A 14,684-nucleotide genomic window follows, 5' to 3' on the forward strand; every position below is an offset into this window, starting at 1 on the left:
AATAGAATGTGGAGGTGCGAAAAATGATTCAAGAGGCTCTTGGTTGGTTGAACGACCTCATGTGGGGTTGGGTTCTCGTCTATGCGCTGCTCGGTCTCGGTTTATGGTTCTCTATTAAATTCAGATTTGTGCAATTCCGCTATATTCCTGAAATGATACGTGTGTTATTCGATAAGAGGGCGATTTCGGCAGAAGGGAAGAAGGGGACCTCACCTTTTCAGGCATTTGCCATTAGTACTGCGTCCCGTGTAGGTACCGGGAACCTTGGTGGTGTCGCTGCAGCGATTGCCGTAGGTGGACCTGGTGCGGTGTTCTGGATGTGGATTGTTGCAATCCTTGGCGGTGCTTCCAGCTTTATTGAAAGTACATTGGCTCAAATGTATAAAGTGCCGGATAAGAATCAGTATCGTGGTGGTCCGGCTTATTATATGGAAAAAGGGTTGAATAACCGCAAGCTCGGTATTGTGTTTGCCATTACCATTACGTTCACGTATGGCCTTGTATTCAGTGCGGTTCAATCTAATACGATCCGTTTAGCGTTTGAGAATTCATTCAATGTAGACAAGTGGGTCATGGGATCGATTTTGGTTGTAGCCGCAGGTGCTATAATCTTTGGTGGACTGAAACGGATTGCCCAAGTGACGCAATTCATCATTCCCATCATGGCTATATTCTACTTAATCTTAGCGGGGTACGTACTGATTGTGAATATCGGAGAAGTTCCGCTTATGATCAGCCAGATTTTCCAGGCAGCTTTCGGATTTAGAGAAATTGCTGGAGGGACGTTCGGTGGAATGATCCTGATCGGAATTAAGCGTGGACTATTCTCTAACGAAGCCGGTATGGGTAGTGCCCCTAACGCAGCTGCAACGTCAGAAGTAACCCACCCTGTAAAACAAGGCTTGATTCAGACATTAGGCGTATTTACGGATACCTTACTGATTTGTAGTGCCACTGCCGTGATCATTTTGTTTGCGGGTGGATATGAAGGCAGTCAAGACGACGGTATCGTCATTACTCAGAATGCGTTTGAATCTGAGTTAGGAACGTGGGCGTCCATCTTTATCGCCATTGCTATTTTATTATTCGCGTTCAGTTCCATTATCGGAAACTACTATTATGGTGAAACGAACATTGAGTTCATTAAAGAAAGCTCACAAAATATTTTCATCTATCGTCTTGCGGTCCTTGGAATGGTTCTATTTGGTGCCTTGGCCAAATTTGAAATCGTCTGGTCTCTAGCTGACTTAACGATGGGAATCATGGCCCTGATCAACCTTTACGCCATTTTCCTTCTTTCACCGATTGCTTATGCAGCGATGAAAGACTATGCCAGACAACGAAAAGAAGGAAAAGACCCCATCTTCTACCAAGATCACCTGCCAGATGTAAAAGGGATGGAGTATTGGAGACGCGACCAAGACATCGCCTCTCACGAAGAACAAAGACGGATGGGAGAGTAGAGGAACGACGACGCAAGAGTGCACATGGCTTATCAAGCGTCTAATGAAAGCATCTGGATAAATCTGGATTTTTGTATAGTCATGATAAACTCGATCGGAGGAACCTGCATCTGCTAGAGCGCTCTGTTGCATGCTTTCCAAGTTTGAAAATCGCTGAAGTATGTTCGAGTTGCTCCCTTCAGGCAGAAGTAGTTTTATCACTCATAACGAGGTTAGGTGGTAGGGAAATGGGGAGGCCCACCTGTTCCACGGAAAACGAGTCATTTCCAAGACCACCTACTTCCTCATACCGAAGACAAAACTATTTTACATTGGCCGCTCAGAACACTCACGTTCTGAGCGGCTTTTTATGAGGGAAACGATATATAGGAAACCATTTGTATGATGCACTTGAACCGGACCATTATGATATGATGAGAGAAGGATTTCTTAGAAAAGGATGAGCGGAATGAGTATGTTACAAGCTGAGAATGTCAGCAAAAGCTTCGGAGATAAAGATTTATTCGATCATATATCCTTCACAATCTCGAACCATCAACGAATCGGTTTAATCGGTGTGAACGGAACGGGAAAGTCGACACTACTTAAAGTGTTGGCTGGTATAGAATCAGCGGATTCAGGTACGATGGATCACGCAAAAGATTTCACCGTTGAATATTTACCACAGGAACCTGAGCTAGATGGAGAGAAGACGGTATTAGAGCAAATCTACTATGGGGATTCCGAAATCATGAAAGTGATGCGTGAGTATGAACAAGTGTTGCAAGAGCTCGCGGAACAACCTGAGAATACGAAAGTTCAAGAGCGCATGCTCATGCTCCAAGAGAAGATGGATGAAACCCAAGCGTGGGAAGCGAATACCGTAGCGAAAACCATTTTATCGAAACTCGGAATTGAATCGTATCAGAAAAAGGTGAGTGAACTTTCTGGTGGTCAGAAAAAACGAGTGGCCATCGCCAAGTCCCTCATTCAACCAGCGGATCTCTTGTTGTTAGACGAGCCTACCAACCACTTGGATAATGAAACGATTGAGTGGCTGGAGGAGTATTTATCTTCCTATAAAGGTTCACTGATGGTAGTGACGCACGACCGCTATTTCCTGAATCGTGTCACGAACTTGATTTATGAACTCGAACTTGGCAACCTTCATATTTATGAGGGAAACTACGAAACATTTTTAGAGAAAAAAGCGGAACGTGAAGAGTTGGAGCGTCAAGCGGAACAAAAACATAAAAACGTGCTAAAGAAAGAATTAGCCTGGCTGAAAGCAGGAGTGAAAGCACGTACCACAAAACAAAAAGCGCGCATTCAGCGTGTAGAATCGATGAAAGAAGAAAGCTTCAACACGTCCAAAGAACAAGTCGACATGGCGATCGGATCGTCGAGGCTAGGTAAACAAGTGTTAGAGCTAGAAGGGGTTACGCATGCCTTTGGTCGACAATCGATTGTGACAGATCTTGATTACCTCGTAGTCCCTGGTGAGCGTTTAGGTATTATCGGACCGAATGGGTCAGGAAAGACCACACTTCTGAACATTATGGCAGACCGAATCAAGCCAGATGCTGGAGAAGTCCACGTCGGTTCGACTGTGAATATCGGCTATTACACGCAGGACCACGAAGAGATTGACGGCTCTTTGAAAGTCATTGAGTATATCAAGGAAGTAGCCGAAGTCATTCATACAGCAGACGGGGATGAAATTACAGCAGAGCAAATGCTGGAGCGCTTCTTATTCCCGCGCTCTCATCAGTGGACCTATATCCGTCGCTTGTCTGGTGGAGAAAGACGAAGGCTCTACCTTTTACGTGTGCTGATGGGTGAACCGAATGTGCTGTTCCTCGATGAGCCGACGAACGACCTGGATACGGAAACGCTCAGCATACTAGAGGAATACTTAGACCAATTCCCTGGAGTTGTGATTACAGTTTCGCACGATCGTTATTTCCTCGATCGTGTCGTCGACCGTCTACTTGCTTTTGAAGCGGGCGGACAAGTCAGAAGGTACTATGGCAACTATTCAGAGTATTTGGAAACACGACAAGAAGAGAAGAAATCCGCCGACCATAAAAAGAAAGAAGCATCTGCTCAGGAAGAAACGCGCCGCAATAACCGAAAGCGTAAGCTCTCTTATAAAGAGAAACAAGAGTGGGAAAGTATTGAAGATGACATTGCGAATCTTGAGGAACGATTAGAACAACTGGCTGAAGATATTGAAACGAACGCCAGTGATAGCGAGAAAGTACAAGAGCTTTATGCTACCCAAGAGCAAGTCGAACAGGAATTAGAGACGAAGATGGAGCGATGGGAAGAGCTATCCCTGATAATTGAAGAAATGGAACAGAACTAGCGATGACATGCTGTACTTTCAGACTGCTTGCAGAAATCTGTGGAACGGTTCTGTTATACAACCTAAGAATACCGTGGGGTGGAAAACGACTCGTTTTCCACGGGGAAACGCCAAGCCGCATCTTAGCCTTCCAGTCGCTACGGGGTCTTGCCTTGTTTCTTTTTCCCATAGGAGTCTCGCCGTTTTCCATCCCACTATGCTACAAATAGTGGGAACAGAACCTAGCCCACATTGTGTTTTCATCGTTGGCGCCCATTCTTATAGTAGAATCTCGAGAGGTTCAACCTTCCTATGGCAAGGTGGGGGAGAAACGGCGCTTCTGCAGGATACTGAGGCTTGGGTGAGATCCCGCAGGTCGCAAAGCAATCGAGGAAGCTCACCGCCGCCTGCGGAAAGGGAGTCGTTTCTCCCCCACCGGCCCTTCTCATTTTGGAAGAACCGAAATGAGTTTTCACAGGCACTCTGGAAAAAGGGGCTTGGTTTCATGCCAAGTCTCTTTTTTGTGATTGACTTCAGAATATGGAATAATGAATACGGATACAAACTCAGAAGGAGGATATTACGATGAAAATGCCAAGTCAACATATGTTAGAAAAATACGCAGATTTAGCACTTCGAACAGGAGTCAATTTGCAAGAAGATCAATACTTAATGATTAATTCAACCATTGAAGGTGCAGCGTTCACACGTGTTATTGCGAAGAAGGCCTTTGAAATGGGAGCAAAAGATGTCCATATCAACTGGGCAGATGATGAATTGACACGAATGAAATACGAACATGCTGACAAAGAGACACTCTCAGAAGTCCCCGAGTGGCAAAAAGACAAATTCACATATTTCGCTAAGAATGGAGCGGCGATTTTGTCTGTCCGTTCTACAGACCCGGATCTTCTGAAAGGAATCGACGCAGGGAAGGTTGCAGCGGCGAACAAATCGCGTTCTGAAGCGATGTCTGAATTCCGTAACTACACAATGAATGACCGTATCCAATGGTCCATCGTGAGCATTCCGATTCCAGCATGGGCTCAGAAAATTTTCCCTGGTGAAAATGAGGATACAGCGGTTGAAAAGCTTTGGGAGCAGATTTTCAGCATTGTCCGAGTTGATCGTGACGATCCTGTCGCTGCTTGGGAAGAGCACAATAAAACACTCATCAAAGCTCGTGAATACTTGAATGAAAAACAATACCAAAAATTGATCTATAAAGCGCCGGGGACAGACTTGGAAGTGGATCTTCCAAAAGGCCACATTTGGAAAGGCGGCCCTTCGAAGACCGTCGAAGGCCACGTGCAGTTCAACCCGAACATGCCAACCGAAGAAGTCTTCACTGCTCCTCATAAATATGGAGTGAACGGTACCGTAACTAGTACGAAGCCGTTGAACTACGGAGGAAATGTGATTGATAACTTCACGCTGACCTTCAAAGAAGGAAAAGTGGTTGATTTTACAGCAGAAGAAGGGGAAGAAACCTTGCAACACCTGCTGGACACCGATGAAGGTTCTCGTCGTCTTGGTGAACTCGCGCTCGTTCCACACGAGTCCCCGATTTCTCAATCTGGACTGATTTTCTATAACACGCTATATGATGAAAACGCCTCTTGTCACCTAGCTTTAGGAAAAGCGTACCCGAACAACATGACGGGCGGCTCGGATATGTCAGAGGAAGAGTTGGACAACGCGGGCATCAACCATAGCTTGTCTCACGTCGACTTCATGATGGGGTCTGATGAAATCGATATCCACGGCCTATTGGAAGATGGAACAACTGAACCCGTAATGAAAAAAGGCAGCTGGGCCATTACATTTGAATAAGTGAATTTTCTAAAAGAGCGGATCCTCATCCGCTCTTTTTTTATACCACCAATCGGCTGAAAGACTATTCAAATAAAGAAAATAGGGGAAACGTAATCATAAAAAGGGGGAAAAGTGATGGCTTACGATGTGGGTGTGGTAGGAGCAGGGTTCGGGGGGCTGGCTGCAGCAGCTGAACTATCGAAACAAGGCAAGAACGTGATTGTTTTCGAAGCCTCTAATGAACTTGGAGGAAGCGCCGGCAAGTATGAGCGGAATGGGTATCGATTTCAATCCGGCGCAACGGTTGGAATGGGGTTTGAAGAAGGTGGGGTATTCGATACTCTTTTTAAATCCTTGCAATTACAAAAACCGCCGATGACCTTATTGAATCCGATCATGGATATTCATATGCCTGATCGGACCATCCACTATTACCGTGAAAAGAAGGAATGGTACCAGGAGATTGAACGAAATTTCCCTGAATCTGCATCCTCCATTCAGGCTTTTTACGATGAAGTTTTCTATGTAGGACAGCTAGTGGACCAGTTACTCGACCGTGTGCCGGTTTTTCCGCCGAAAACGCCTACTGACTGGACCCGGCTTGTATCCATGGTCAACCCAACGTCTGTCCGGTTACTTCCCTATCTGAATCAAACCGTTTACGACCGCTTGAAAAAATATCACCTGCACGAACATGAACTTTTCCGCATTTTTCTTAATGGAGAATTAATGGATAGTGTTCAAACGAGTGTCGAATACTGCCCCGCTTTTCTTGGATATGCCGCCTTGCAAACCTTCCATAAAGGTGCCTATGCGGTCCACGGCGGACTAGCGACTGTAGCCGAACAATTAGCTGATTATGTGAAAAGTTGTGGAAATGAGGTGCTTTTGCGCTATCCCATCCATCATATCGAGAAAAAGCACGGACATTTTCACCTCCACTCAAAGAGAAACAGCATTTTTGAAGTTGAGAAGCTTGTCTTGAATCACTCGGTTCATAATTTACCTGATACATTATCGGAAGATTTGATGAAACAAAGTTATATTCATCCCGAAAAAGAGAACAACCGAGAGGCTTGGGGCGCTTTTATTATTCATGCGGGTGTGGATGAACGAGTGTTTCAGCATACCGATGTATCGTATCACCAATTCATTGCCCCCGATCACCCTGATGACCTTCACGACGGTGGACAGTTCTTGTTGTCTCTATCTGCACCAGAAGATATTCGAATGGCCCCCGAAGGTAAGCGCTCCTTGACGATTTCGACACATACGGATGTAAAGCAATGGTGGGATGCGGACGATTATGAACAGAAAAAAGAGGAGATGAAAGATCGCTTAATTGATACGGTTGAACACTACTTTCCAGGTTTTAAGGAAGGGTTGGATATCGTGTTACCGGGCACGCCTGTGACGTTTCAAAAGTGGTTAAGGAGAAGGGATGGAAAGGTTGGGGGTTACGCTCCGACGGGGAGGTATAGTTGGTTGAACAGTTATTCCATTCGTTCAGGCATTAAAGATGTTTACCTTTGTGGGGACACGGTTTTTCCAGGAGCGGGAACACTAGGTGTGACGTTGTCAGGGTTAATGGCAGCAAGAGAACTATTGCGATGATTGAGAGTGAACGCTTTGGGGAATAAAAAGCACAAGACACTTAAGAAAGGATGATGAATGTGCCAGGTCCAGAAAACGAATTGCCAGGTTTCCAAGCCAATCCGAATGAGTTCGGAAAATGTGGTAGTTGTGGTCGTTTATTGACATCAAAGAAAGAAGCAGAAATGAAACTCTGTTCCGATTGTCAAAAACGTCATAAAGATAAAGGCATTGAGTATGATGAAGCCGAATAATGGGGAAAGATAAGATCACGACGATGAAAGCGTGGTCTTTTCTTCGTTAAGAACTCGTTATTCTTTACAACCTTATTTAAACAGTGTTAGCATTTGATATTGTGATTTTAAACAGTAAACAACAAAGGAGATTATAATGAATCGTAAACAAACAGGTCGCATTGATTGGCCGGTATTTGGAATTAGCGGAGGACTTCTTGTCTTATTCGTATTCCTCGCACTTATTGATATTAGTTTGATCGAAACAATTGTAAGCAGTAGCTTTGCCTGGTCTGCAAAGTATTTTGGGGCTTTCTGGCAAGTACTGATGTTAGCTACATTCTTTGTCGGGTTATACTTAGCTTTCTCGAAGTATGGAAAAATCCGTATGGGTAATATGGACAAACCTGAAATAGGCCTTTATAAATGGTTATCTATTATTATGGCTACTCTTCTCGCAGGTGGAGGAGTATTCTGGGCGGCTGCAGAACCGATGTGGCACTTCCTTACAGTTCCTCCTCATCAAAGTGGAATTGAAGCAGGAACACAAGCAGCCATCAACCCCGCTCTTGCTCAAAGCTTTATGCATTGGGGATTCCTTGCATGGGCGATTCTAGGTACTATCAGTGCTGTCGTCATGATGTATGGGCACTATCACAAAGGCATGCCGATGAAGCCGCGCACGCTTCTTTATCCGATTTTCGGTGAGAAATTACGTGATAGCTGGTTCGGTACAATCATCGATGCCTTTTCAGTCATCGCTGTGGCAGCAGGTACAATTGGTCCTATTGGCTTCCTTGGACTTCAGGCAAGTTACGGGCTTCAGGAAATCTTCGGAATTCCGGATAGCTTCAGTACACAATTCACCATCATCTTTGCTGTTGTCTTGATTTCTACGATTTCAGCCGTAACGGGTCTATATAAAGGGATTCAATACTTGAGTAGCTTTAACGTTCGTTTAGCGCTTGGATTGATGATCTTTATCGTCATCTTCGGACCTGGTGGATTCATTCTCAATCACTTTATCTCAGGCTTCGGATTTTATGTAGATCAATTCATTCCAATGAGTACGTTCCGAGGCGATAGTGATTGGTTGAACTTATGGACGGTATTCTTCTGGGGTTGGTTCATCGGGTATGGTCCGATGATGGCTATTCTTGTCAGCCGAATCTCAAGAGGACGTACGATTCGCGAAATTATTGTAGCGATTTCTATATTCGCTCCGGTCATTTCAACGTTCTGGTTCACCGTGCTAGGTGGTTCTGGTATCTTCTTCGAACTGCAGAATCCAGGTTCAGTATCTGAAGCGTTGAATGCAGCGGGGAACCCGGCAGCGATGTTTGCCATTACCGAACAATTCCCATTAGCTTCTGTCATTTCACCGTTGTTCTTGATTTTAACGATTCTCTTCGTTGTCACAACAAGTGACTCGATGTCTTACACAATCGCCATGGCCGTAACTGGTGAAGGAAATCCGAAGTCTTGGCTTCGTATTTTCTGGGCGGTTTTGATGGGCTCTATCGCGATTATCCTATTGATTACAGGAGATAGCGGGATTACGCAGTTGCAGAACTTCATCGTTGTAACAGCTGTTCCAGTATCCTTACTCCTGCTGCCGATGATTTGGCTCGCCCCTCGTGTTGCACGAAACATGTTTAAAGATCAATTCGGAAAATAACCAAAAAAAGGTTGCTGCACCCAACGTGCAGCAACCTTTTTTAGTTTGAAAACTTATATGAGACTTATTGGTCCTGTACGTTATTGTGAGCAGGATGTGATGGGAAAATGACCGTTATAAACTGGCTAATGTCTTCAATTTTCCAGATTGAGCGAGCCGGTGTACTAAATAGAGCACAATGTTAAATGGTTTTCGAGAAGGTATTTAGGCAAGGAGAGTGGGGGAACGGGGAGACTCCTGTGGGATTTAGTGGGACAGGTGAGACCCCGCAGAGCTTTAGCTCGAGGAGGCTCAGCGCCCGCCCCACGGAAAGCGACTCGTTCCCCCACTCCTCCTTCGTCACCACAATAGTCTCGAAAATAAGGATTACATATTAAGCGATAATGCCACGTTCATTCTTGAAATCCTTATGCTTACCAGAACTCATAATCTCCTTCAAGATCATGACCGTATCATAGACGTCTTCAAAAGAAGTGTACAACGCGATCGGGGCAAGGCGTATGACATTTGGTGAACGGTAATCTGGCGTCACACGTTCACTTTTTAAAGCTTTACAAATACTCGCTGCATCTGGATGAACAAGGCTTACGTGTCCACCGCGTCGTTCATCTTCAAGCGGATTGACGATTTGGAATCCGAAGTCACTCAATTCTTGGTGAATCAGGTTCATAAGAAGGCGGGTTAGTTTCAATGATTTTTGACGAATCGAATCCATACCTGCTTCATGAAATAACTCCAGTGACCCGAGCAATGGAGCGGAGCTTAGGATGTGCGGGGTACCGATTTGATACGCACTTGCTGTTTCTGCAGGGGTAAGGGTATGTTCCATATCGAACTGTTTCTCTTTCTTCGAACTGAACCAGCCAGCTAGTCCTGGCTTTTGACCAAGATGACGTTCGTGTACATATAACCCTCCGACGCCTCCAGGGCCGCTATTCAAATATTTATAAGTGCACCAAACAGCAAAGTCGACATTCCAATCGTGCAGTTCATGGGGAATGGCTCCGATCGAATGAGCTAAATCGAATCCGACAATGATGCCTCTTTTGTGTGCTTCCTCTGTGATTCGTTTCATATCCAAAAGCTGACCGCTTCGATACAAGATCGAAGGGAGCAGCAATACAGCGACCTGCTCGTCCATCTGTTCAATGATGTCATTCTCATCAAGCGTGTACCCGTCCTTGCTTTCTACTTGAATGAGTTGTTCTTCATGTCGTAAACCTTTTTGTTCAATTTGACTTTGTAATGCGTAGATGTCAGACGGGAAATTAAGAGCATCGGCTAGAATTTTGGTCCGCTTCTCCTCAGGTTGATAAAAAGTGGCGATCAATTGATGTAAGTTTGTGGTAATCGATCCTGTGTTGATCACCTCGTGTGGTTTCGCACCAACGAGAGGAGCGGTCATTTCGCCTATTTTTTCGGACATGTAAAACCACGGCTCCCGTCCTTCTGTCCACCCATCAATGGCCTGTTCTTTCCAATCCTGCAAAGAGCGTAGCACCGTTTGTTCGGCTCGCTTGGATAATAACCCAAGCGAGTTACCATCCATATAATAATGGGAGTCTCGAGTGTAGAACTCCGATTTAAATGATTGTAAGGAATCTTGCTGATCGAGTTCTTTTACGGTTTGTCTCGTAATCGTTTCTTTCGTCATCTGAATCCCTCCTTGTTCCATTATAGAAGAAAACGAGCGTCATGAGAAAAAAATAGAAAAATTAACAAGTTATTTGATTGTAATCGTTTTAATCTGAGTTCAATCGGGTACTGATAAAGCGTGCGCAGCTTTATACATAGTGCGTCGGATTTTTTTAAAGGAGATGATCGATTGTCTGATGAAAAGAAAAAGCAGTTAACCTCCGACTATGGTGCTCCCGTTGGCGATAACCAATTCTCGAAGACCGTTGGCCCTAATGGTCCGGTTCTTCTGGAAGATTTTCACCTATATGAAAAACTGACTCGTTTTGACCGTGAACGAATTCCTGAGCGTGTAGTACACGCCCGAGGTGCTGGTGCGTTTGGAACGTTCAAGTTAGAGAACAGTATGAAAGAATATACAAAAGCATCGATTTTCCAAGAGGAAGGTCAAGAAACAGAAGTATTAGCGCGTTTCTCAAGCGTTGCCCACTCCAAACACTCACCGGAGTCTCTGCGTGATCCGCGTGGATTTTCCGTAAAGTTCTATGCGGAAGATGGGAACTATGATCTTGTAGGAAACAACTTACCGATCTTCTTCATTCGAGATGCCATCAAATTCCCAGATGTCATTCACTCATTCAAACCGGATCCGGCGACCAATGTCCAAGATCCAGACCGTTATTGGGATTTCACGACTCAATCCCCTGAAGCGACGAATATGATGGTTTGGCTCATGAGTAACATGGGAACGCCTGCAGGTTACCAGCACATGCAAGGGAACAGTGTACACGCCTTCAAATGGGTCAATCATGAAGGGGATGTCACATATGTGAAATATCACTGGTCACCGAAAAAAGGATTGAAGAATCTAACTCGCGATCAAGCTGATAACATGCCGACGAAAGACTTCAATTTCGCTTCTACTTCTTTATGGTCTGATATTGAAGATGGAGATTATCCGGAGTGGGAGCTATATGTCCAATTGCTATCTCCAGAAGACATGGATTCATTCTCGTTCAACCCACTTGATTCAACGAAGAACTGGTTCGAAGAAGATTTCCCGTATCATAAAGTCGGAACCATGACGTTGAACAAAAACCCAGAAGACTTCTTTGCTCAAATTGAACAAGCTGCTTTCACACCGAGCTCGATGATTCCTGGTGTAGAAGCATCTGAAGACCAGTTGCTGCAGGGTCGTCTCGTTTCTTATCATGATACACACATGCACCGTTTAGGAACGAATTATCAACAGATTCCAGTCAACCGTGCTAAGGCAGAAGTGAATAACTATAATGTGGACGGTCCGATGCAAATGTCTCACTCGCCTCGTGTAAACTACGAGCCGAACCGTTATAGCCACACTCCTAAGGAGGACCCACAATATAAAGAATCCGAAAAACACGTAAGTGCTGTCATTACAAGATCTAAGATTGATAAGCCGGATGATTTTACTCATGCAGGCAAACACTATCGAAGTATGACAGACGAAGAGAAAGATCACTTGATTTACAACATTAAAACGGATTGGGAAGCAGGAGTTCATGAAAGCACGATTCGCCTTGCGATTAACAACTTCAACCAAGCCGATGAGGATTTAGCTGCGCGTCTAGCTGAAGCGATGGAGCTCAATTTGGAGGAAGTCCTTCAAGAAGGCTACGCACAAAAATAAAATCATGAAGAAAAGCCGCCCATTGCGGGGCGGCTTTTCTTTTTATTCTATTGCATTTTTCATCACGTTTTCCACAAATCATTCTTATAAAGGGTGGCTTTGATTTGAGCATAGGAAAGGGGCAGGTTAAGTGACTCTTTCAATGGCTTTAACCGTTTTTCTTCTAATTCATTGAACACTCTCAATACCTCTTGCTCCTCTTCTTCGTTGAAAAACCTTGACCAATCAATCGACTCCCCTTCGTCTGCGCTTTTAAAAAGGTGATTTTCAATCGTTTGGGTACTCATGTCTCTCGCTTTGGCGATTTCTTGGATGTCCTGCTCATCGTCCGTCCACATTTTGTATGTGATGAGGTGGCTTGCTTCACCGGAAGTGGAGGACTGAGTTGTAGGTTTCATACTTGTCGTTTTTTCTACTTGATTAGGTTTTTCATCCACTTGTTCAGCCCAAGGGCGAATAAGCTCTAAGAATGGCTCTCCGTACTTCTCCCATTTTTGTTCACCGACCCCTTTAACCGAAAGCATTTCTGATTTCGTTTCAGGTAAATAAATCGTGAAGGCTTTCAAGGTTGAATCGGAGAAAATGACATAAGGAGGCAGGCCGGCTTCACCTGCAATCGACTTCCGCAATTGCCTTAACTCCTCGAAGTATTCGAGGTTATAGCTTTCTTCTACGTCCATTGTCGTTGCTTCAACGAGCATCACAACAGGACGCTCTCCTTTCAGTACGGTCAGTGCTTTTGAAGTGAGTTGAAGTCTTGGATAACGTCCTTCGCCGGGAGTTAGAAACCCTTCTGCTGTCAGGAAATGAATGAATCGTGTAATTTGTTTCTCTGTATAGGTTGACATCAACCCATACGTCGGTAGATTCTGAAATTGGAACTGTTTGATTTTTTGACTGGCAGATCCTTTCAACACTTTGGCCGTCAGACCAGCCCCGAAGGATTGTCCCATTCGTTTCACGCAGGAAAGCACCATTTGCGCTTCCTTAGTCATGTCTTTTTCTTTTCCTGCGTGCGTGCAGTTAGAACACTTACCGCAGGGTTCATGGGCATTCGGATCTTCAAAGTACTCAAGGATATATTGTTGCAAGCACATATGAGTGTGGCAATAATTCACCATGGCCTGTAGCTTCACGTACTCTTCTTTCTTCTTCTCTTCAACAGGTGATTGGTCGATCAGAAATCGTTGTAATTGAATATCCTGACTGGAAAATAACAGTACACAGTCCCCGGGTTCACCGTCACGACCTGCACGACCAGCTTCTTGGTAATACGATTCGATATTCATGGGCATCGAATAATGAATGACATAACGAACATTTGATTTATCAATTCCCATTCCAAACGCGTTGGTCGCAATGATTGTGGTTACTTCATCCTGTACGAATTTCGTCTGCATGTCTTTTCGTTCATTCTCGGACATACCGGCATGGTATTTACCTGCTGCGAACCCTTGTTTCGATAAAAACTGCTGTAGTTGATCGGCATCTTTTCTCGTGGCTGTGTAAATGATTCCTGATTCTTGGGGGCGGTTCTTCAAGTATTCTTGTACAAAATCTCGTTTGTCGCGGCCTTTGATCATTCGAAAAGAAAGGTTCTCTCGAGCGAATCCGGTATTCACGACCGAATCATCACTCACTTCAATCAGCTGTTTTATATCTCGAATGACCTCTTGGGTCGCTGTAGCAGTCAGGGCCATGAGCACCGGTAAGTTCGGGATTTGGTATAAAGTGGGCACGATCGATCGGTAGCTTGGTCTGAAGTCGTGCCCCCATTGGGAGATACAGTGTGCTTCATCAAAAGCGATTAACGAAAGCTGCATGCGTTGAATGGTTCCAAGGAAGTGTCCGGAATCAAAGCGTTCAGGAGCGACGTACACAAACTGATAGCGTCCCTGTTCCATATTTCGAATTCGTTCTCTCTGTTCTTCTGTAGAGAGTGAGCTGTTTATATAAGTAGCCGAAATCCCATAAGCGTTAAGGGCATCGACTTGGTCTTTCATGAGTGAAATAAGAGGGGAAATGACAATCGCTGTCCCGGGCAAAGTCAGTCCAGGGATTTGGTAGCAGAGCGATTTTCCTCCGCCGGTTGGCATCACGGCTAGCGTATTATTATGGTTTAACACTTCTTGAATGGCTTGTTCTTGTCCTTGTCGGAAGGAGGAAAAACCGTAATACGTTTGCAGTAAACGTTGAGCTTGTTCCATCATCGTGATCATCCTTTATTCGTTTGCTGAGTCTTTTCCCATCTTATCACGTTTTACTTTTTATC

The 14,684-nt window shown here is 44.7% G+C and carries 9 protein-coding genes; 7 read left to right on the forward strand and 2 right to left on the reverse strand.

Going from position 1 to position 14,684, the window contains the following annotated elements:
* The first annotated feature begins 23 nt into the window (after positions 1-23).
* From H0266_RS09620 to H0266_RS09645, 6 genes are all read left to right on the forward strand, one after another.
* On the forward strand, positions 24-1,463 hold the full coding sequence (locus tag H0266_RS09620; RefSeq protein WP_181472185.1) for an alanine/glycine:cation symporter family protein: 1,440 nt from the start codon (positions 24-26) through the stop codon (positions 1,461-1,463).
* Between the two features lie 448 nt (positions 1,464-1,911).
* Positions 1,912-3,810 (forward strand): ABC-F family ATP-binding cassette domain-containing protein, encoded by a 1,899-nt coding sequence (locus H0266_RS09625; RefSeq protein ID WP_181472186.1) that lies wholly within the window; start codon positions 1,912-1,914, stop codon positions 3,808-3,810.
* 564 nt (positions 3,811-4,374) lie between these two features.
* Entirely contained in the window at positions 4,375-5,622 is a 1,248-nt protein-coding gene (locus tag H0266_RS09630; protein WP_181472187.1) for an aminopeptidase, read from the forward strand.
* Between the two features lie 117 nt (positions 5,623-5,739).
* Positions 5,740-7,218, forward strand: coding sequence for a phytoene desaturase family protein (locus H0266_RS09635; protein WP_181472188.1), 1,479 nt, complete (start codon positions 5,740-5,742; stop codon positions 7,216-7,218).
* 53 nt (positions 7,219-7,271) lie between these two features.
* Entirely contained in the window at positions 7,272-7,451 is a 180-nt protein-coding gene (locus tag H0266_RS09640; RefSeq protein WP_246363854.1) for a hypothetical protein, read from the forward strand.
* A gap of 136 nt (positions 7,452-7,587) precedes the next feature.
* Positions 7,588-9,108: a BCCT family transporter gene (locus H0266_RS09645; protein ID WP_181472190.1), complete on the forward strand. Its 1,521-nt coding sequence runs from the start codon at positions 7,588-7,590 to the stop codon at positions 9,106-9,108.
* Positions 9,109-9,481: 373 nt separating this feature from the next.
* Here H0266_RS09645 and kynU read toward each other — a convergent pair whose 3' ends face one another.
* On the reverse strand, positions 9,482-10,762 hold the full coding sequence (gene kynU, locus H0266_RS09650) for a kynureninase (RefSeq protein WP_181472191.1): 1,281 nt from the start codon (positions 10,760-10,762) through the stop codon (positions 9,482-9,484).
* Positions 10,763-10,933: 171 nt separating this feature from the next.
* On the opposite strand from kynU, the gene H0266_RS09655 reads away from it, so the two are divergent.
* The gene (locus tag H0266_RS09655; protein ID WP_181472192.1) at positions 10,934-12,412 is read left to right on the forward strand and encodes a catalase; all 1,479 of its coding nucleotides are present in this window, start codon (positions 10,934-10,936) and stop codon (positions 12,410-12,412) included.
* A gap of 62 nt (positions 12,413-12,474) precedes the next feature.
* Here H0266_RS09655 and recQ read toward each other — a convergent pair whose 3' ends face one another.
* Positions 12,475-14,622 carry a DNA helicase RecQ gene (recQ, locus tag H0266_RS09660; protein WP_181472823.1) on the reverse strand — a complete coding sequence of 716 codons (2,148 nt, stop codon included), beginning with the start codon at positions 14,620-14,622 and terminating at the stop codon, positions 12,475-12,477.
* Positions 14,623-14,684 lie beyond the last annotated feature (62 nt).

The organism is Halobacillus locisalis (genome assembly GCF_013694105.1).
Taxonomy (GTDB): domain Bacteria; phylum Bacillota; class Bacilli; order Bacillales; family Halobacillaceae; genus Halobacillus; species Halobacillus locisalis.

Coding starts and splice junctions, on each gene's coding strand:
- H0266_RS09620 (WP_181472185.1), top strand. CDS start 24: ATGATTCAAGAGGCTCTTGGTTGGTTGAACGACCTCATGTGGGGTTGG.
- H0266_RS09625 (WP_181472186.1), top strand. CDS start 1,912: ATGAGTATGTTACAAGCTGAGAATGTCAGCAAAAGCTTCGGAGATAAA.
- H0266_RS09630 (WP_181472187.1), top strand. CDS start 4,375: ATGAAAATGCCAAGTCAACATATGTTAGAAAAATACGCAGATTTAGCA.
- H0266_RS09635 (WP_181472188.1), top strand. CDS start 5,740: ATGGCTTACGATGTGGGTGTGGTAGGAGCAGGGTTCGGGGGGCTGGCT.
- H0266_RS09640 (WP_246363854.1), top strand. CDS start 7,272: ATGAATGTGCCAGGTCCAGAAAACGAATTGCCAGGTTTCCAAGCCAAT.
- H0266_RS09645 (WP_181472190.1), top strand. CDS start 7,588: ATGAATCGTAAACAAACAGGTCGCATTGATTGGCCGGTATTTGGAATT.
- kynU (WP_181472191.1), bottom strand. CDS start 10,762: ATGACGAAAGAAACGATTACGAGACAAACCGTAAAAGAACTCGATCAG.
- recQ (WP_181472823.1), bottom strand. CDS start 14,622: ATGATGGAACAAGCTCAACGTTTACTGCAAACGTATTACGGTTTTTCC.